General features: G+C 72.5%; 18 protein-coding genes. 11 read left to right on the top strand and 7 right to left on the bottom strand.

The window, feature by feature from the left end; all coding sequences use genetic code 11:
* Positions 1–2 precede the first annotated feature (2 nt).
* Entirely contained in the window at positions 3–1,793 is a 1,791-nt protein-coding gene (locus tag IT780_RS31855; RefSeq protein WP_199515531.1) for a M4 family metallopeptidase, read from the bottom strand.
* A 148-nt stretch (positions 1,794–1,941) separates the two neighbouring features.
* Here IT780_RS31855 and IT780_RS31850 point away from each other — a divergent pair, with 148 nt between their 5' ends.
* The 5 genes from IT780_RS31850 to IT780_RS31830 all read left to right on the top strand — a co-directional run bounded on the left by IT780_RS31850 (position 1,942) and on the right by IT780_RS31830 (position 5,607).
* Positions 1,942–2,223, top strand: a complete 282-nt coding sequence (locus IT780_RS31850) for an SCO0607 family lipoprotein (RefSeq protein WP_233413830.1) — start codon at positions 1,942–1,944, stop codon at positions 2,221–2,223.
* A 12-nt stretch (positions 2,224–2,235) separates the two neighbouring features.
* Positions 2,236–3,087, top strand: coding sequence for an NAD-dependent epimerase/dehydratase family protein (locus tag IT780_RS31845; protein ID WP_199515529.1), 852 nt, complete (start codon positions 2,236–2,238; stop codon positions 3,085–3,087).
* Positions 3,088–3,128: 41 nt separating this feature from the next.
* Positions 3,129–3,674, top strand: a complete 546-nt coding sequence (locus IT780_RS31840; RefSeq protein ID WP_307831489.1) for a GNAT family N-acetyltransferase — start codon at positions 3,129–3,131, stop codon at positions 3,672–3,674.
* A 93-nt stretch (positions 3,675–3,767) separates the two neighbouring features.
* Positions 3,768–4,328: a TetR/AcrR family transcriptional regulator gene (locus IT780_RS31835; RefSeq protein ID WP_199515527.1), complete on the top strand. Its 561-nt coding sequence runs from the start codon at positions 3,768–3,770 to the stop codon at positions 4,326–4,328.
* Positions 4,321–5,607, top strand: coding sequence for an FAD-dependent oxidoreductase (locus tag IT780_RS31830; protein ID WP_199515605.1), 1,287 nt, complete (start codon positions 4,321–4,323; stop codon positions 5,605–5,607). Before IT780_RS31835 ends, IT780_RS31830 begins: the two co-directional genes overlap by 8 nt.
* A 35-nt stretch (positions 5,608–5,642) precedes the next feature.
* Here IT780_RS31830 and IT780_RS31825 read toward each other — a convergent pair whose 3' ends face one another.
* Positions 5,643–6,290: a hypothetical protein gene (locus tag IT780_RS31825; RefSeq protein ID WP_199515526.1), complete on the bottom strand. Its 648-nt coding sequence runs from the start codon at positions 6,288–6,290 to the stop codon at positions 5,643–5,645.
* A 101-nt stretch (positions 6,291–6,391) separates the two neighbouring features.
* Here IT780_RS31825 and IT780_RS31820 point away from each other — a divergent pair, with 101 nt between their 5' ends.
* Complete coding sequence (locus IT780_RS31820) at positions 6,392–6,805, top strand: VOC family protein (protein WP_199515604.1); 414 nt, start codon at positions 6,392–6,394, stop codon at positions 6,803–6,805.
* Positions 6,806–6,819: 14 nt separating this feature from the next.
* On the opposite strand, the gene IT780_RS31815 is transcribed toward IT780_RS31820, so the two are convergent.
* Together IT780_RS31815 and IT780_RS31810 are read right to left on the bottom strand one after the other, a co-directional pair.
* Entirely contained in the window at positions 6,820–8,028 is a 1,209-nt protein-coding gene (locus IT780_RS31815; RefSeq protein WP_199515525.1) for a pyridoxal phosphate-dependent aminotransferase, read from the bottom strand.
* Between the two features lie 58 nt (positions 8,029–8,086).
* Positions 8,087–9,769: a sensor histidine kinase gene (locus IT780_RS31810; RefSeq protein WP_199515524.1), complete on the bottom strand. Its 1,683-nt coding sequence runs from the start codon at positions 9,767–9,769 to the stop codon at positions 8,087–8,089.
* Between the two features lie 141 nt (positions 9,770–9,910).
* On the opposite strand from IT780_RS31810, the gene IT780_RS31805 reads away from it, so the two are divergent.
* The 3 genes from IT780_RS31805 to IT780_RS31795 are packed head-to-tail and all read left to right on the top strand — an operon-like array spanning position 9,911 to position 12,848.
* Entirely contained in the window at positions 9,911–10,285 is a 375-nt protein-coding gene (locus tag IT780_RS31805; protein WP_199515523.1) for a response regulator transcription factor, read from the top strand.
* Complete coding sequence (locus IT780_RS31800; protein WP_199515522.1) at positions 10,285–11,388, top strand: HEAT repeat domain-containing protein; 1,104 nt, start codon at positions 10,285–10,287, stop codon at positions 11,386–11,388. Before IT780_RS31805 ends, IT780_RS31800 begins: the two co-directional genes overlap by 1 nt.
* Positions 11,385–12,848, top strand: a complete 1,464-nt coding sequence (locus IT780_RS31795) for a glycosyltransferase family 2 protein (protein ID WP_307831488.1) — start codon at positions 11,385–11,387, stop codon at positions 12,846–12,848. Before IT780_RS31800 ends, IT780_RS31795 begins: the two co-directional genes overlap by 4 nt.
* Here IT780_RS31795 and IT780_RS31790 read toward each other — a convergent pair.
* Entirely contained in the window at positions 12,816–13,496 is a 681-nt protein-coding gene (locus IT780_RS31790) for a DUF3159 domain-containing protein (protein ID WP_199515521.1), read from the bottom strand. The two genes, IT780_RS31795 and IT780_RS31790, sit on opposite strands and share 33 nt — an antisense overlap.
* 84 nt (positions 13,497–13,580) lie before the next feature.
* Between IT780_RS31790 and IT780_RS31785 the strand changes: the two genes are divergently transcribed.
* The gene (locus IT780_RS31785; RefSeq protein ID WP_199515520.1) at positions 13,581–14,747 is read left to right on the top strand and encodes a PP2C family protein-serine/threonine phosphatase; all 1,167 of its coding nucleotides are present in this window, start codon (positions 13,581–13,583) and stop codon (positions 14,745–14,747) included.
* On the opposite strand, the gene IT780_RS31780 is transcribed toward IT780_RS31785, so the two are convergent.
* Complete coding sequence (locus IT780_RS31780) at positions 14,744–15,280, bottom strand: YbhB/YbcL family Raf kinase inhibitor-like protein (RefSeq protein WP_199515519.1); 537 nt, start codon at positions 15,278–15,280, stop codon at positions 14,744–14,746. The two genes, IT780_RS31785 and IT780_RS31780, sit on opposite strands and share 4 nt — an antisense overlap.
* Before the next feature lie 86 nt (positions 15,281–15,366).
* Here IT780_RS31780 and IT780_RS31775 point away from each other — a divergent pair, with 86 nt between their 5' ends.
* A complete protein-coding gene (locus tag IT780_RS31775) occupies positions 15,367–16,002 on the top strand; it encodes a GntR family transcriptional regulator (protein WP_199515518.1) in 636 nt (211 codons plus the stop codon).
* Here IT780_RS31775 and IT780_RS31770 read toward each other — a convergent pair.
* Positions 15,999–17,027, bottom strand: a complete 1,029-nt coding sequence (locus IT780_RS31770; protein WP_199515517.1) for a hypothetical protein — start codon at positions 17,025–17,027, stop codon at positions 15,999–16,001. The two genes, IT780_RS31775 and IT780_RS31770, sit on opposite strands and share 4 nt — an antisense overlap.
* Positions 17,028–17,110 lie beyond the last annotated feature (83 nt).

The raw sequence follows: 17,110 nt of genomic DNA, 5'->3' as shown, positions 1-17,110 counted from the left end.
CCTCAGCTGATGCCGACCGCGGCGTAGGCGCCCCGGATCGCGGCCACCTTCGCGTCGCGGTCCGGGCTCCCGCCGAAGTAGGTCAGCGCCACGTCCACGATCGCCTGCAGTGCCTGCGAGAACGTGGCGAGCGGGACGAGCCGGGCCATCCCCAGGTACGTCAGCACGGCCACGTCCTCCACGGTGAACACCCGCTGCCCGTTCTCGGTCAGGGTCAGCAGGTTGTGCACCGCTTTGTTGTGGATGTTGCTGTTCACGTGCACCCAGCCGGAGTCGTTGAGCCGCGGGTGCGGCGCCTCGCCCGGCCGCAGCGCGCGGAACTCGTCCATGTGCGCGGGGTCGCCCAGCCGCTTCGGGTCGGCGAAGTCGCGCAGCGGCTCCCCGTTCGGGCCCAGGCCCGCACCGATCTCCCAGGACCACGTACCGACGTCGTGGCGGTCCGGCGCGGTGTACCAGTTGTTGATGATCACGCCCGCGACGTCCGCGAAGGACTCGTTGAGCGCGCCGGACTGGGTCGCGTACACCAGGGCGGAGGTCGTCTCGACCACGCCGTGGGTGAGCTCGTGGCCGATCACGTCCAGGAAGCGCGACAGGCTCACCAGCCGGCCGTCGGCGCCGCGGATCTGGCCGTACCACATCCGGCCCTGCGACCAGAAGGCGTTCTTCAGCACCGGTGGGGTGCCGAACCCGCTCGCCGTCGTGTTCACCATCGAGACGAGGACCATGCCCTGGCCGTCGATGCCGTTGCGCTGTAGCACCGACTTGTAGAAGTCCTGGACCCGGCACGCGTTGAGGTGCGCCGAGACCGCGGCCCGGTTCGTGGTGCCGTAGTCGCTGCCGGTGGCCACGACCGCGCGCTCCGGCACCGGCGGGTCCTCGAAGATGTCGGCGAACTGGATGTCGTACGTGCGCACCGAGCGCAACGGGTCGTCCAGCTGGCAGGCCGTGCCGTCGGACTCCAGGCGGCCGAAGAACGTCTGCTTCACGTCGTCCTCGTCCACACCCGTGCACCGGGTGGGCTGGGGGAGCGGCGCGGCCAGCGCGACGTTGCTGTAGAAGAACAGGATCTCGCCGTCGTGCGCGTCGACCAGGTAGTTGACGCTGGCGCGGATCGGCCGGGGGCCGAGGCCGTGCCCGCGTTCCGGACCGGCCGGGGCATCCGGCGGCGCGGGTGGCTCGGCCGGAACGGCCTTGAAGAACCAGACCAGGTGCCATGCCCCGCTCTGCTCGTCCTTGTAGTACATGAGCTTGCCGCCGAGTGCGGCCTCCGCCGGGATCGAGGCGCCCGTGAACCGGGCCACCCGTTCCAGCGCGTCGGTGCGGCTCAGCGACTCCACCGGCTCGACGCCGGTGACCTCGTCCAGCTGCGCGCTCACGCTGACCAGGTCACGCTCGCCGGTCAGCTCGACCACCGCGCCGGCCCCGAAGATCGGTACGGTGCGGTGCGTCTGGGTGAAGCGCACCTGCTGCGTACCCAGCGCTGTCAGGTCCTCGTCCTTCTTCACGACCAGGCCCGGTACGCGCTCGGGCCGCTCGGGCGCCACCACCGACCGCATGGCCGGGCGCTCGTCGCGGCTCAGCAACGCGTCCAGGTAGAAGCGGGCGGCGGCCTCGTTGCTGCTGAACGCCGGTCCCAGCGCCGTCAGGTCCAGATCCCCGGCGACGTCAGGGCCGGCAGCCTCCCGGGCCGCGGCCTCCGGGCCGAAAGACGCCGGTGTCCGGGCGCCCGTGCGCCGGTCGGCGTCCGCGTCATCGGTGGCGTGGTAGTGAAACTCCTCCAGGGCAGCAGCCATGCGAACCCACTCCTCGTGTCGTCCCTGCTCCCCAAGCAGAAACCCCAGGTGGTCACGCGGATACCGTCCCGTCGGGCAGCGGACACCAGAGCCCTTATGAGTACCCGTACGGATGACCGCCGCCGTCGCGGTGACAAGACTCTGCTGCATGCGTACCCGAACGATGTCGATGGTGTCCGTGGCCGCCCTGGCCGCCATGTTCCTGCTCGGCGGCTGCGCCGAGGACGCGATGTGCTCCTCCGGCGAATACCCGGTCAAGGCGATCCGCAGCACCACCGGTGGCGCGTGCGTCCCGGACGGGCAGGACCCGCCGGCCGGCTACGTCCGCTATCCCGCGGGCAAGGTCCCCCAGCACGTCGACGACAAGTGGGACAAGTACTGGTCGGAGCACATGCTGGACGAGAAGGGCACCGAGATCGCCGATGCGTAGTCACAATGATCCGTGCGCGAACATCAACCAGCGCTCCGCGTCGCGACGGTCACGGGCACCTCGGGCCGCGTCGGCGCGGCGATTGCGGCGGCGCTTGAGGCGGACGGCTGGGTCGTTCAGGGGGTCGACCGGGTGCCGGGCCCCCGGACCAGCTTCCTCGGTGACCTCCGAGACCCGGAGGTCCGCCGTGCCGCACTCGAGCGGTCCGAGCTCGTGGTGCACGCCGCCGCCCTGCACGCGCCGCACGTAGGCCGGGTCGACGACGGGGAGTTCCGGGCCGTCAACGTCGGCGCCACCGAGGCGCTGCTCGAAGAAGCCGGCCGCCGGGGTGCCCGGCGCATCGTCTACATCAGCAGCACCAGCGTCTACGGGCACGCCTTGGTACCCGCCGGCCGGGCGGTGTGGGTCGACGAGGCACTGGAACCCCGCCCGCGTGACATCTACGACGAGACGAAGCTCGCCGCCGAGCGGCTGGTCGCCACGGCCGGCATCCCGGCGGTCAGCCTGCGTATCGCCCGGTGCTTCCCGGAGCCGCTGCCCGTACTGGCCAGGAACTTCTTGCATCGAGCCGTGGCGTTGGACGATGTCGTGGCAGCCGTCGTACGCCTCACCGGGCAACCCGCCGTCACCGGCACCTTCACCATCGCCGGGCCCTACCCCTTCACCCGCGCGGACTGTCCCGCCCTGAACGACGATGCGGCCGGGCTGATCGCGGCACGGCTCCCCGAGATCGCTGCCGCGTTCCGGGAGAGGAACTGGCCGCTGCCCCGTACGCTCGACCGCGTCTATGATTCCGGCGCTGCCGCGGAAAGCTTCGGCTATCGCCCGGTGTACGGAATCCACCAGCTGCTGCGCTCGCACTGAAAATGCATCGCCGCGGCGAGGCCGGGATGCTACGAAGGGGCGTGCCTGCCTCGACGAACCCCGGTGCCGCCACGTCGCTCGAGACTCCCCGGCTGCTGTTGCGCCGTTGGCGGGACGACGATCTGGACGGGTTCGCCGCCATCACGGCGCAGCCCGAGGTGATGCGCTTCATCCATGACGGGCGCACCCTGGACCGCGCCGCGACCGCCGAGCGCCTGGCCGCCTATGAGCGGCACTGGGATGAGCGCGGCTTCGGCCTGTACGCGGCGGAGGTCAAGGAGACCGGCGAGCTGGCCGGCTTCACCGGGCTGGCGGTACCGGCGTTCCTGCCCGAGATCATGCCGGCCGTGGAGATCGGGTGGCGGCTCGGCCGGGCGTACTGGGGTCAGGGTCTGGCCACCGAGGCGGCGCGGGCCGTGGTCGCTCATGCCCGCGCTTCGCCCGGCCTGCGACGGCTGGTCAGCATCCACGTCGCCGGCAACGAGGCGTCCGCGCGGGTGATGGTCAAGCTGGGCATGGCGCTGGAGCGGGAGACCGTGCAGCCGGACACGGGCCGCCCGGTGCGCGTCTACGCGATGAACCTCTGAATCCAACCACCTCCACCAACCAGTTGGTTGATAAGCCGCCCCGTTGTCGGGTACGGTTCAACCAACCAGTTGGTGGAGCATGGGGTGCGGGGAATGACCGACCAGGTACACCGTCGTCAGGCACTGATCCGTGCGGCGTCCTCGGCGATCGCCGAGCGAGGTCTCGAGGGCTTCCGATTGCGGCCGATCGCTGCGGCCGTGGGCATCGACCATTCCACGCTGCATCACTACTTCCGGACCAAGGAGGAGCTGATCGCCGCTGTGCTCGAGCACGTCACCAGCCAACTCGAGGGGACCATGCAGACCGACCTGGAACCCGCCGCGCGGCTTCGCCACCACCTGGAGGCGATAGCCGCGGCGATGGTAGAACGACCCGACCTCTTCATCGTTCTCGACGAGCTTGATCTGCGCGCCCGCCGCCATGCGTCCATGGCAGCCACCATCAGGCACGACGAACAGGGTTGGCGAGCCGCGCTCGTCGCACTGTTCGAAGAAGGCATCCGGCAACGGACCTGGTCGGTCGACCTCGACGTCGACGCGAGCGTCGAGCTGGTGATCGCCACCCTCAAGGGCGTCCGCCTGCGTCCCGATACGGCCGAGGCCGTCGTCGAGCAGCTGTGCGACCTCTACTCCCGGGGGCCCCGGAATGAATGACGTCATCATCATCGGCGGTGGCATCGGCGGTCTCGCGCTCGCGCAGGGCCTGCGCAGACATGGTGTCGCGGTCGCCGTGTACGAGCGCGACGCACATCGCGACGACCGCCTGGATCGCTACCGGCTGGCGATCAACCCAGCCGGGAGCCGGTCGTTGCGCGCATGCCTGCCGGACCCGCAGTGGCAGGCGTTCCTGGACACCGCGGGCCGCCCCGGTGGCGGCTTCGGCTTCCTCGGTACCGACCTTCGCGAGTGGGTGGTCGTCGAGGACGAGATCATGTACCCCGACATTTCCGACCCCGCCGAACGGTCGTACCCCGTCGACCGCCACACGCTGCGTGGCATCCTCCTGGACGGGCTCGGCGACGCGGTCCACTACGGCAGGACGTTCGAACGCTACGACTTCACCGCCGGCCGCCCCACCGCCCATTTCACCGATGGCACCTCGGCCACGGGCGACGTCCTCGTCGGCGCCGACGGGATCAACTCCCGCCTGCGCGCGCAATATCTGCCCGGCGCCGTCCGGAGCGACACTCACGCAGTCGGGGTCGGACTCAAGATCCCGCTCACCAGCGACACGCGGACCTGGCTGCCCACCCGGCTCGGTCACGGCATGAACCTCGTCTCGGGAGCGGCGCCGTGCTTCCTGTTCACCTCGGCGTTCCAACGCCGGCAACCGGCAGGCGACGACTACCTGCTGTGCGCCTTCGTCGCCCGCAACGACCTGTTCCCCGCGCATCCGGAACGCCTCGACGGTGCCCGGCTCAAGGCCCACCTCGCCGGCTTGATCGCCGGCTGGCACCCGGCGCTGCAGCAGCTCGTCGACCGGTGCCCAGCAAGCGACGTGAGCGCGTTCCCGTTCCTGGCCTCCGACCGCCCGGCCCCCTGGAAGCCTTCCCGGATCACCGTCCTCGGTGACGCCGTGCACGGGATGCCCCCGACCGGTGGCAACGGCGCCAACACCGCCCTGCGCGACGCCGCCCTGCTGACTCGCCAGCTGTCGCGGGCCGCCCGAGGCGAGCTGTCCCTCCTCGACGCGATCGGCGACTACGAGTCCGAGATGCGCGAATACGGCTTCCACGCGGTGGACCTGGCGCTGAGAACGCTCCGCCAGGGCCTGCTGAGCAACCCGGTCGAGATGTTCTGCAGCCGTACGTGGTTCCGCTTCTGCAGCATGGCGGCGCCACTGCGCCGAATGACCTTCGGCCAGAGCTGGGCCGAGGTCAGCGCCCCGCGCGCGTGGGAGCGGGCGGTCACCACACCGAACCAGAGGCCATAGGGAGCCGCGAATTGCAGGTCATCCTGGTGCTCGGTTCAGGACGGCTCGCTGGTCCAAGGAGCATCCCGCCCGGTTCGGTAGGCGCTTTCACCGGGTTCCAGGTCGAGCACGTCGAGCAGCGTGAGATCGTGTTCCACGGCGTGGTGAAGGTGGCTGAGCCGGCCCGTCGCGGGGTCGGCGTCGCTGGCGCCGATGAGTTGCCAGAGTCCGTCGTCGGCGTTGTGCCTGACGGACAGAATCGGTTCCGACCGGTCGAAGACCTGCCCGGTCTGCATGCTTGTGGTGCCCAGCAGCCAGTGCTTCATCCACCGTGCGCGGCGGTCGCGCTCCATGACGCGGTCCACCACCCACCAGATGAACGGCAGGTCTTCGTGGGCGCGGGCCTCGGCCGCGCTGAGGTCGGGTCCACCTTCGGGTACGCGCTCGAACGGTTCGTCGACGAGCGAGCAGGCATAGCCTCCCTCGTTCTCGAAGACAACCGCATGGAAACTGGCACCGCCGGGGTTCCCGGCCCCGATCCCTACCGTGAGCCGGGCGACATCCTGATCGGACCCGGTCGTCCAGCCGAACGCATACGACGCGAGCTCCCCGCGCGGTCCGACGAACTCGCCGAAAACGCGCCGCTCCACACCTGTTCCGACCCGGGTCTCGATCAGCCGGCCTTCGATCACCTTCAGACTCACGCGGGCGAGACTACAGGTGCCGGTGACACGCCTCTGACCTTCCGATGACTTGGTCGGCGGGCGTGGAGGCGGTCGGTACGGCAAGTGCCTACGCTGTCGCGGTGCGGATTGATCTGGTTGCCGTGATCGTTGACGAGTACGACCCCGCCATCGCCTTCTTCACCGGGGTGCTCGGCTTCGAGCTCGTCGAGGATTCGCCGTCGCTCACCAATGACGGGCGGCCCAAGCGGTGGGTGGTTGTTCGTCCTCCGGGTGCGCAGACGGGGCTTCTGCTGGCTCGTGCGGACGGGGAACGCCAGGCCGCGGCCGTCGGTGATCAGGTGGCCGGCCGGGTCGGGTTCTTTCTTCGGGTAGACGACTTCGATGCGGCGTACCGGAGGATGACCGAGGCGGGGGTGACGTTCGTCCGTGGTCCTCGTGCCGAACCGTACGGCCGGGTCGCCGTCTTCCTCGACATCGCCGGGAACCGGTGGGATCTTCTCGGACTCAGCGCAACGGTTCCGCACGATCGCTGAGTTCGATCTACCCCCTACTGACGGTACGTCTCCAGGAAGCGGCGCAGGCGGTCGGTGGCGTCGTCGAGGACGTCGACCGGTGCCAGGAACACCATCCTGATGTGGTCCGGGGTGGGCAGGTTGAAGCCCGTACCGTGGGAGAGCAGCATCAGTTGCTGCTCCAGCAGGTCGATGATGAGGCGCTGGTCGTCGCGGATCTTGTGGACCTCGGGGTCCAGGCGGGCGAAGAGGTACAGGGCGCCCTCGGGCTTCACGCAGTCCACGCCGGGGATCTCGTTGATCTTGCGCCAGGCGTGGTTGCGCTGCTCGTAGAGGCGCCCGCCCGGGCGGATCAGCGTCTTGATGCTCTGGAAGCCGCCCAGTGCGGTCTGCACGGCGTGCTGCGCCGGAACGTTGGGGCACAGCCGCATGTTGGCCAGCAGTTGCAGCCCCTCCACGTACTCGGTGGCCCGGTGCAACGGGCCGCTGAGTGCCATCCAGCCGGAGCGGAAACCCGCTGCCCGGTACGTCTTCGACAACCCGCTCATCGTCAGCACCAGCAGGTCCGGGGCGAGCGCCGCCGCGCACTCGTGCCGGGCGTCGTCGTACAGGATCTTGTCGTAGATCTCGTCGGCCAGGACCAGCAGATCGTGCCGGCGGGCGATGTCGAGCAGGCCCAGCAGCGTCTCCCGCGAGTAGACCGCGCCGGTCGGGTTGTTCGGGTTGATGATCACCATGGCCCGGGTGTTCGGCGTGACCTGCGCCGCGACGTGCTCCAGGTCCGGCTCCCAGCCCAGCGACTCCTCGCAGCGGTAGTGCACCGGCCGGCCACCGCACAGCGTCACCGCGCCCGTCCACAACGGGTAGTCCGGGCTCGGCACGAGCACCTCGTCGCTGGTGTTGAGCAGCGCCTGCAACGACATCACGATGAGCTCCGAGACGCCGTTGCCCAGCAGCACGTCGTCGGGCTGGACGCTCTCCACGCCGAGCGTCTGGTAGTACTGCGCAACGGCGACCCGGGCCGAGTAGATGCCCCGCGCGTCGCTGTAGCCCTCGGCGTCGGCCAGGTTGTGCACCATGTCGGCGACGATCGGCTCCGGCGTGGCGAGCCCCCAGGGCGCGGGGTTGCCCAGGTTCAGCTTGAGGATCCGATGGCCGGCGCTCTCCAGCTCCTGAGCCCGCCGCAGCACCGGGCCGCGGATGTCGTACCGGACGTTCCTGAGCCTGCTCGCCTGCGCCACCATGCCGTCGAGACTAGGCCACCCACCGGCTTCGGTGCGCCGGTCACGGCGGCGGGCCGGGTCAGGTCAGGTCGGCGGCGAGCAGCTCGGGGCCGGGCGCCGGGGTCGCCGTCGTGGCCGGCACGGTGAACCAGAAGATGCTGCCGCCGCCCGGGTTCGGGTCGACGCCGATCTCGCCGCCGTGGCGCGCGACGATGGTGCGGCAGACCGCGAGTCCCAGGCCCGGGCCGGGGTAGCCGTGCGCGGAGGGTGCCCGGTGGAACGGGGCGAAGATGCGGGCGCGGTGGTCGTCCGGTACGCCGATCCCGCGGTCCGCGACCTCGATGCGCCACCAGCCGGGGGTGTGCTCGCGCGCGCCGATCGTGATGCCGGCCGTCGCGCCCCGGCGGACGAAGCGGGCCGCGTTGTCGACGAGCCGGCCCAGGACCTCGCCGAGGAGCTCGGCGTCGGCCAGAACCGGGGGCAGGTCCCCGACGTCGATGCCGGGGCGCCGGCCCTCGATCGCGTCGAGGCGGGCCGCGACGACGCCGAGGGCCAGCGTGGTGGTGTCGACCGGTTCCGGCTTGAGCGCGGCGTCCTTGGCCGAGGCGTACGCGACCAGCTCGTCGACCGTACCCAGCAGGCGCCGGGTGTTGCCGCCGATGCGGTCGAGGAACCCGCGCGACGCCTCGTCCAGGTGCGGGCCGGTCTCCTCGCGGAGCAGCTCGCTGTAGCCGGCGATGGCGTGCAGCGGACTGAGCAGATGCTCGCCGGCCACCGCCGCGAAGTCGGTCAGTGTGGCGAAGTTGGTCGGGGCGGCGTCGGTGAGCGCGGTCGCCTGCGTCCGGTCCTGCCCGGCGGGGGAGTAGCGGCGGACCCGGCCCGCGACCTTGTGCCGGCGCGTCTCCGCGGCGAGCACGGTGCCGGCGAGCAGGAAGCTGAGCGTCACCGCGCCGAGCATGGCGGTGGTCGCGGCGGCGTCCACGGCGGTCTCCTGCACCGGCTGGACCAGCACCTGCCAGGTGTGGCCGGCCAGCGCCACGTCGATCGTGGCGCCGGTCCCGTCGAGCGGGGCGCCGGACGGCCAGCGCGCGAGCTCGCGGGCGGTGCCCTCGGCGCCGGTCGAGGTCAGGGAGGCGGTCACGCCGGTCACCCCGGCGGCGCGCAGGGATTCGACGAGCAGGTCGCCGGCGCGGACGCTGACGACGACCCAGCCGCGGAACGTGCCGTCGTGCACCGGGGCGACGAGGTCGAAGGCCTGCTGCCGGTGGGCGGGCGGGAGGTCGCGGTCGGCGGGCAGCACGTGCGCGGGGCCGGCGGCCGGACGGCCGGTGTCCCGGGAGCGGTCCAGGGCGGCGGCGAGGGCGGGCTCCGGGTCCAGGTGCGTACGCGGCGCCGGGGTGGTGCCGTCGAGGCTGCGCTGGACGAGCACGGCCCGCTTGGCGTCGATCAGCACGATCTGCTGCGCGCCCGCGGGCGGGTCGGCGACCAGCCGGGTCACGGTCGGGGCCAGGCCGGCGGGAGGCAGGGTCGCGGCGGCCGCGACGATCGCCTCGACGGTGTCGGCGTAGTGCTGGAACGTCGTGTCGAGGGCGCCGCGTACGGTCGCGGTCCGCAGCTCGAGGGTGGCGGCGGCCGCGTCCCGATGGGCGTCGGCCAGTCCGGTGGCCGCGGCGGCCCCGGTACCCAGCCCCAGGGTCAGCACGGCGCCCGCGACGGCGAAGCCGCGCCGGCCAGGGGAGCCGAACCACCGGGTGATGTGCACGGAGCCTCTATCGGACGCCGTGGGGAGGCGGTTGAGGGACCCGGTTCCCGGTTACCGCATTGCTCCCGTTCGGTCCGACCGGAGCGTGCAAAACGGATATGTTGGGCAGGTCAGCGATCGGCTCGGCAACCGGGGGGACGGGTGAGCACGATCCTGCTCGTCGAGGACGATCCGGACATCCGGCACCTGGTGGCGTACAAGCTCGCCAAGGGCGGTCTGACCGTGATCGGGGTCGCGGACGGCGTCTCGGCCCTCCGGGAGGCCCGCGCGCACCCGCCGGACCTCGTGCTGCTCGACGTGCGGATGCCGCGGATGTCCGGCATCGAGGTCTGCCGCGAGCTGCGCGCCGGCCCGCTGACCGCGGACGTACCGATCATCCTGCTCACCGCGCGGGCCCGCCCGCAGGACCTGGAACAGGGGTACGCGGCCGGCGCGACCGACTACGTGGTGAAGCCGTTCAGCCCGCGCGAGCTGCTCGAACGCGTCGAGGCCGCGCTGGCCCGGGTGGCCGGCTGATGCTGTGGCTGTTCACGGTCGTCATCGCTGTCCTGGCCGGGATCGTGGCGGTGACCGCGCTGGCGATCGTCGTCGTCCGGCTCAGCCGCCGGCGCCGGCAGCGTACGCTCGCCCGGCTCGCCGCCCAGCCGCGGCGCGCGCTGCTCGCCTTCGTGGCCGAGAACGGCGAGGAGGGCGGCGACGAGTTGGTCGCGATCCCCGACGACGCCTGGCGGGCCGCCGAGCCGCACGCGCTCGCGCTGCTGGGCAAGCTTCGCGGGGAGGCTCACCTCGGGCTCGTCTCGGTGTTCCTGCGCCGTGGCGCCGCGCGTACCGCCCTCGGCCGGCTGCGCAGCCGCAGCCGCGTCCGCCGGGCCCGGGCCGCGCAGGTCCTCGGCGACCTGGAGCTGCGCCGGGCCGTGCCGGAGCTGTGCCGGCTGCTCACCGACCGGCACGCCGAGGTACGGGTCGTCGCCGTCCGCGCGCTCGGCCGCATCGGCGACCCGTCGGCCGCCTGGAGGATCATCGCGGCGCTGGACCGTTCCGACCCCGTACCGTCGCTGCTGGCCACGCACACGCTGGTGCAGCTCGGGCCCGAGGCGGAGGTGACGTTGTCCGCCGCCCTGGATCACCCGCAGGCCCGGGTCCGCGCGGTCTGCCTGGACGCGCTCGGCCTGCTCGGTGCCGCCGGCTCGGTGAAGCGCATCGCCCGGGTGCTGAGCGACGACACGTACCTCGACGTCCGGGTGTCCGCCGCTACCACGCTCGGCAAGCTCGGTACCCGCTCCGCCCTGGAGCCGTTGAGTCAGGCGCTGCGCGGGTCCCGGCCCACCCCGTTGCGCGCCGCCGCCGCCCGGGCGCTGGGTGACCTCGGGGCGGCTGCGGCCGTACCCGCGCTGGTGGAGGTGCTCGGCGACGACGCGTACCAGGTCGCGCACGAGGCGGCGCACGCGCTGCGCCGGCTGGGCCCGGCCGGCATCGACGCCCTGCGCGAGGTCGTGGACGGCGAGGAGGCCGAGCGGTCGGGGGCACACACCCGGTTCTCCGGCGCTGCCGCCCACGCCCGGGAGGCGCTGGCCATGGCCGAGGTGCTGCGGGGCGAGCGGGTGGGGGCCGCCGCGTGAGCGAGGGGATCGTCCGCGAGATCCTGCGCGGGACCGACCTCGCGATCTTCGGGTACTTCGTCGCGCTGAACAGCAGCTACCTGGTGCTCATGGTGATGGCGGGGCTGGAGTTCGCCCGGCACCTGCGGCGGGTGCCGTTCGCCGGCGCCGACGACATGTTCCGCAGCCCGCTGACCCTGCCGGTGTCGGTGATCGTGCCGGCGCACAACGAGGGCGCGAGCATCGTGGCGGCGGTGCAGGCGATGACCGCGCTGCGATATCCGCGCTACGAGGTCGTGGTCGTGGACGACGGCTCCTCCGACGACACGTTCGAGCAGCTGCGGGCCCATTTCGACCTGGTCGAGGTGCCGCGGGTGGTGCCGTCGGAGGTGCCGTACCGGTCGCAGGTGCTCTCGGTGCACGTGGCCCGCGCGAACCCGCAGACGCTGACCGTGGTGCGCAAGACCAACGGCGGCAAGGCCGACGCGCTCAACGTCGGCATCAACCTGGCCCGGCACCCGCTGGTCTGCATGGTCGATGCCGACTCGGTGCTCGACCCGGACGCGCTGCTGTCGGTCGCCAAGCCGTTCGGTGACGACCCGTTGCGCGTCGCGGCGTGCGGCGGGGTGGTCCGGATCGCCAACGGCTGCCGGGTGGTCGGCGGCCGCGTGGTCGACGTCCGCATGCCGCGGCAGTGGCTGGTACGGGTGCAGGTCGTCGAATACCTGCGTGCCTTCCTCATGGGCCGTACGGGCTGGTCCCGCCTCGGCGGCCTGGTGGTGATCTCCGGCGCGTTCGGCGTGTTCCGCCGTGACCTCGTCGTCGCCGTCGGCGGGCTGGACCCGGAGACGATCGGTGAGGACGCCGAGCTGGTCGTCCGCCTGCACCACCACCTGCGGGAGACGCGGCGGCACGACTACCGCGTGATCTTCGTCGCCGAGCCGGTCAGCTGGAGCGAGGCGCCCGCGTCGCTGCGCGTGCTGGGCCGGCAGCGCCGCCGCTGGCACCGGGGCATCGCGGAGATCCTCGGCAAGCACCGCCGGATGATCCTCAACCCGCGGTACGGCCGCATCGGCCTGCTCGCGCTGCCGTACTACGTGCTGTTCGAGCTGCTGGCGCCGTTCGTGGAGCTGGCCGCGGTCGTCCTGCTCCCGCTCGGGCTGTGGATCGGCGCCGTGGACGTCGGCTTCGCCTGGCGCTTCGTGCTGGTCGCGTACGGCTACGGCCTGCTCGTCAGCCTGGTCTCGCTGTTCATCGAGGAGGTGTCGTTCCACCGCTATCCCCGATGGAGCGACATGGCCCGCGGGGTGGCGGCGGCGGTGCTGGAGAACTTCGGCTACCGGCAGATTCTGGCGGTGTGGCAGATCGCCGGGGTGCTCGGGGCGGTGCGGGGCCGGCAGGCGGTGTGGGGCGCGATGCAGCGGCAGGGTTTCGGCGGGGACGTCGACTCACCCGAGATGGTCGGCGCCGGCCGCGGCTGACCGGGGCTGGGCGTCCGCCGCGCCCGTCCGCGGATGGCGCAGCCCGGGATGGCCCGCCGGCAGGCTGCGCCGGATCACCCACCAGCTCACGGCCAGGCAGGCGGCGACCAGCGGCCAGGTCAGCAGCCCGCGCGCGACGCCCAGCGCGACCACGGCGTGCGCCGCCCACAGCGGCACGAACACCGCCAGCCGCACGACATACTGCAGAACCCAGACCCAACTGCCGCGACGGTACGCCCGCAGCAGCGCAGGATCGCGCCGCCACCGCGTCTTCTGCCCGAGCACCGCCCCCACGATGACGCCCAGCAGCGGCCACCCGATCACGATGCTGACCGTCCACGCCAGCGCGCTTGCGGCGTTGCCGACGATCTGCAGCAGGAAGAAGTCCTCGGCGCGCCCGGTCCGCAGGGCGATCAAGGCGGCGACGCAGACGCCCAGCAGCCCGAGCAGTACGGCCCGTGGCCGGTCCCCGTGCCGCAGCCGCCACAGCGCCACGATCAGCGCGGCGACGACCGCGGCGGCCGCGCCGGCGCCCAGCGACCGTCCACCGAGCAGCCACCCCGCGACGAACGCCACCGGCGGCGCGGTAGCGTCCAGGGCAGCCCGGCGGCCACCGAGCAGCTCGGTCAGCGACTCCGGCTCCGCCACACCCCACCCCCTGTCGATGTTAGGTGAGCCTAACCGGAAGGCGCGGTGGTTGAGCGCACCGGTGCCTGGGGAAGGGAGCAAGGCATGGCCGACCCCATGGAAGCGGTGCGACGTCTGCTCGATCTGCGCCACCGCAGCCGGCCGGAGGATCTGCCGCCGATCCTGGACGCGGTGGCCCCGCTGCTGGGCGCCGCCCGGATCACCGCGCTCATGGTGGACTACGAGCAGATCTCGCTGTGGCCGCTGCACGGGACCGCCTCGGACAGCGCGCCGCGCAAGGTCGACGACACGCCGGCCGGGCAGGCCTTCAGCACGACACGGACGGCGTACGCGGAGCCCTGCCTGTGGGTGCCGTTGCTGCACGGGGCGGAACGTCTCGGCGTGCTCGAGGTCTGGCTCGACGCCGACCCGGGCGAGCCGCTGCGCCGCGACCTCGAGGCGATCGCGGCCCTGGTCGCGGAGCTCATCGCCAGCCGGCGCTTCTACGGCGACGCGGTCGAGCTGACGCGCCGGCGCCAGCCCATGCAGCTCGCCGCCGAGATCATCTGGAACCAGCTGCCGCCGCTGACGTTCGCGGCCAACGGCACGCTGGTCACCGCGGTCCTCGAGCCGTGCTACGACGTCGGCGGCGACGCCTTCGACTACGCGGCGAACGGTGACCTCGTGCACGTGGCGCTCTTCGACACCGTGGGCCACGGCATCGGGGCGAGCGCGCTGACCACGCTGACGCTGAACACGTACCGCAACGCGCGCCGCTGCGGGCTCGGGCTCGCCGACACGTACCGGTCGATCGACAAGTGGATCCGCGCGCAGTACCCGGGCGCGTTCGTCACCGCGGTGCTGGCCGAGCTGGACACGACGACCGGCGCGTACCGCCGGATCGCGGCCGGTCACCCCGCCGAGCTGCACTTGCGCGGCGACCGGCCGATGCCGGCGCTGCCCACCCCGACCGCGTTGCCGCTCGGCCTGGGCCACATGCTGCCCCGGCCGCCCGGCGTCACCGAGGTGATGCTGGAGCCGGGCGACGCGCTGGTGCTCTACACCGACGGCATCACGGAGGCGCGCTCGGCCGACGGGGAGCTGTTCGGACAGGACCGGCTGGCCGCGTTCGTCCGCGCCGAGATGCGCCGCGACGTCCCGGCGCCGGAGCTGATGCGCCACCTGATCCACACGATCGTCTCGTACGAGAACGGCGAGCTGCGCGACGACGCGACGGCCGCGCTCGTGCAGTGGCGGCCGGGCGTTCCCTAGGGCGCCGGGGTCTCGCCGGTGGCCGTCAGGGTGGCGCGGCCGAGGATGTGGCCGGCCATGGTGAAGCCGAGGTTCGCCGGGGTCGCGTCGGCGGGGACGCCGATGTCCTCGGTGTCCAGGGCGTGCACCGTGATGACGTACCGGTGCGGGCCGTGCCCGGCGGGCGGCGCGGCGCCGATGAACCGGGCCAGCCGCGCGTCGTTGGGCAGCTGGAACGCGCCGTGGGGCAGGTCGGTGCCGGTGTCGTCGCCCGCTCCCTCCGGCAGTGCCGAGACGGTCGCCGGGATGTTCGCGACCGCCCAGTGCCAGAAGCCGGAGCCGGTCGGCGCGTCCGGGTCGTACACGGTGACGGCGTAGCTCCTGGTGCCCTCCGGGGCGCCCGACCACGACAGCTGGGGCGAGATGTCCTTGCCGCCGGGGATGCCGAACATCCCCGAGTACTGCGGGCGGCCGAGCGGCGCCCCGTCGGTGACGGTGGTGCTGGTGACGGTGAAGGTTGCCGCCTCGGGGAGGCGGGCGAACGGGTCGTTCATCAGGGTGGTCCCTTCCGGTGGGGTCTCAGCGCGATCGACAGTAGCACTGATAATCGATTATCTGCGAGATGGTCTATAGTTCGGGCATGAAGGAGATGCTCTCCGGCCGGGTGTACGCGACGCTGCGGGAGGCGGTGCTGCGCGGCGACTTCGCCCCGGGGGAGGCGCTCAAGCCGCAGGAACTTGCCGCGGCGCACGGCGTGAGCCTCGCGGTGGTGCGGGAGGCCCTGGTGCGCCTCGTCGGTGACGGGCTCGCCGACCGGCTCACGAACCGCGGGTTCGCCGTACCGGCGCTGTCGGACCGGCGCTGGCAGGACATCGCCGAGGCGCGCCGCGCCCTCGAGCCGGCCGCCCTGCGCCTGGCGATCGCCCGCGGGGACCTGGAATGGGAGACGCGCGTCCGGGCCGCCCATCACCAGCTGAGCCGCACCCCGGCGTACCGGCCCGGCGACGACCAGGTCAGTCCGGAGTGGTCACGGGCACACCACGACTTCCACCGGGCCCTGCTGGAGGGCAGCGGCAACGCGGTGTTCCTGGAGATGTTCGACCGCCTCTGGCTGGCCGGCGAGCTCGCCCGCCAGTGGTCGACCCGGCGCGCCCCGGACCGCGACCACCTGACCGAGCACCGGCAGCTGGAGGAGGCGGCCCTGGCCCGTGATGCCGACCTGGCCGCGACCCTGCTCGAACGGCACGTGTCCCTGACCGTCGAAAACCTGTCCTAGCAGCGCCAGACGACGGGCGCCGACGCCGCGTTACCGGCGATGCTGCGGCCGTCCTGGCTGATCGCCTCGGCCATGTCCCGGGAACCGGTGGCGTCGCCGAGCCGCCGCAGCGTCGTGGTCTTCCGGGCGCCGAGCAGCACGGCGCGGCCACCGCCACCCGCGGCGGTCAGGCGGCCGTCGGCGCTGACCGTGCCGCCCGCGAGGCCGTACTTCGGGAACGCCTGCGCCTCGCCCGTGCGGAGGTTCCAGCGCACCGGCACGCCGCCGTCGTCGCTGCGCGTGGTGGCCATGCCCGCGACCCAGTCACCGGTGACCGACTGGGCGATCGCCCCCATCGCCGGCTCGCCGTCGATCACCGGCAGGGGCAGCTCCCGCGGTTCGCCGCCGGCCGGCCACACGTACGGGTGGGTCAGCCCGGCGCCGAGCACGCCCACGATCGTCCGCCCGTCGGCGCTGATGCCGTACGCCTTCCCCTCGGACGGGCCGCCGGCGGGCAGCGGAAGCGGCGACGGTGCAGCGGCCGAGGGACGCCAGAGCACCGGGCGCTTGCCGTCGGTGCCCGCCACGATGCCGTCGTCGGAGACGGCCAGTGCCTCGGTCACCTCGGTGCCGGGCAGCAGCGCCACGCCGCCGTCCCGGTACACCCAGGCCCGGAGGGCGATCGGACCGGCGGCCGAGTGGATCTCCGTGGTGCCGACCACGACGCCCTTCCCGTTGACGCCGCGCGGCACCTGGCCCTCGCCCGGCAGCTCGACCCGGCGCGGCTCGCCGCCGTCCCAGATCACCAGATCGAGGCGGGACGTGCCGGCCTCCCGCAGGGTCCGGCCGACGACGAAGCGCGCGGCCGGATCCATCGCGAAGACAATGCTGTACGGGTCGCCCGGCGGCAGCGCGAGCTGCTCGACCGTGCAGTCCCCGGCCGGTTCCATCCGATGCACGGCGAGGCCACCGAGTGCCGCGAGCACCACGGCGCCGACGGCCGCGATACCGATCGTCCTCGTCCGCCGGCGTCTCAGGTCCTCCACGCAGGGAAACGTATCCGGCCCGCGCCAGCCTCTCGGAGTGCGTGCGTCGAGGCGGCCGCCGCTAACGCTTTCTCGCGGATTCT

Origin of the sequence: Nucisporomicrobium flavum (assembly GCF_016464385.1) — a bacterium.
GTDB classification, from domain to species: domain Bacteria; phylum Actinomycetota; class Actinomycetes; order Mycobacteriales; family Micromonosporaceae; genus Actinoplanes; species Actinoplanes flavus_A.
Note: the sequence above shows the minus strand (reverse complement) of the source record. Positions and strands in the feature narration are given on the sequence as shown.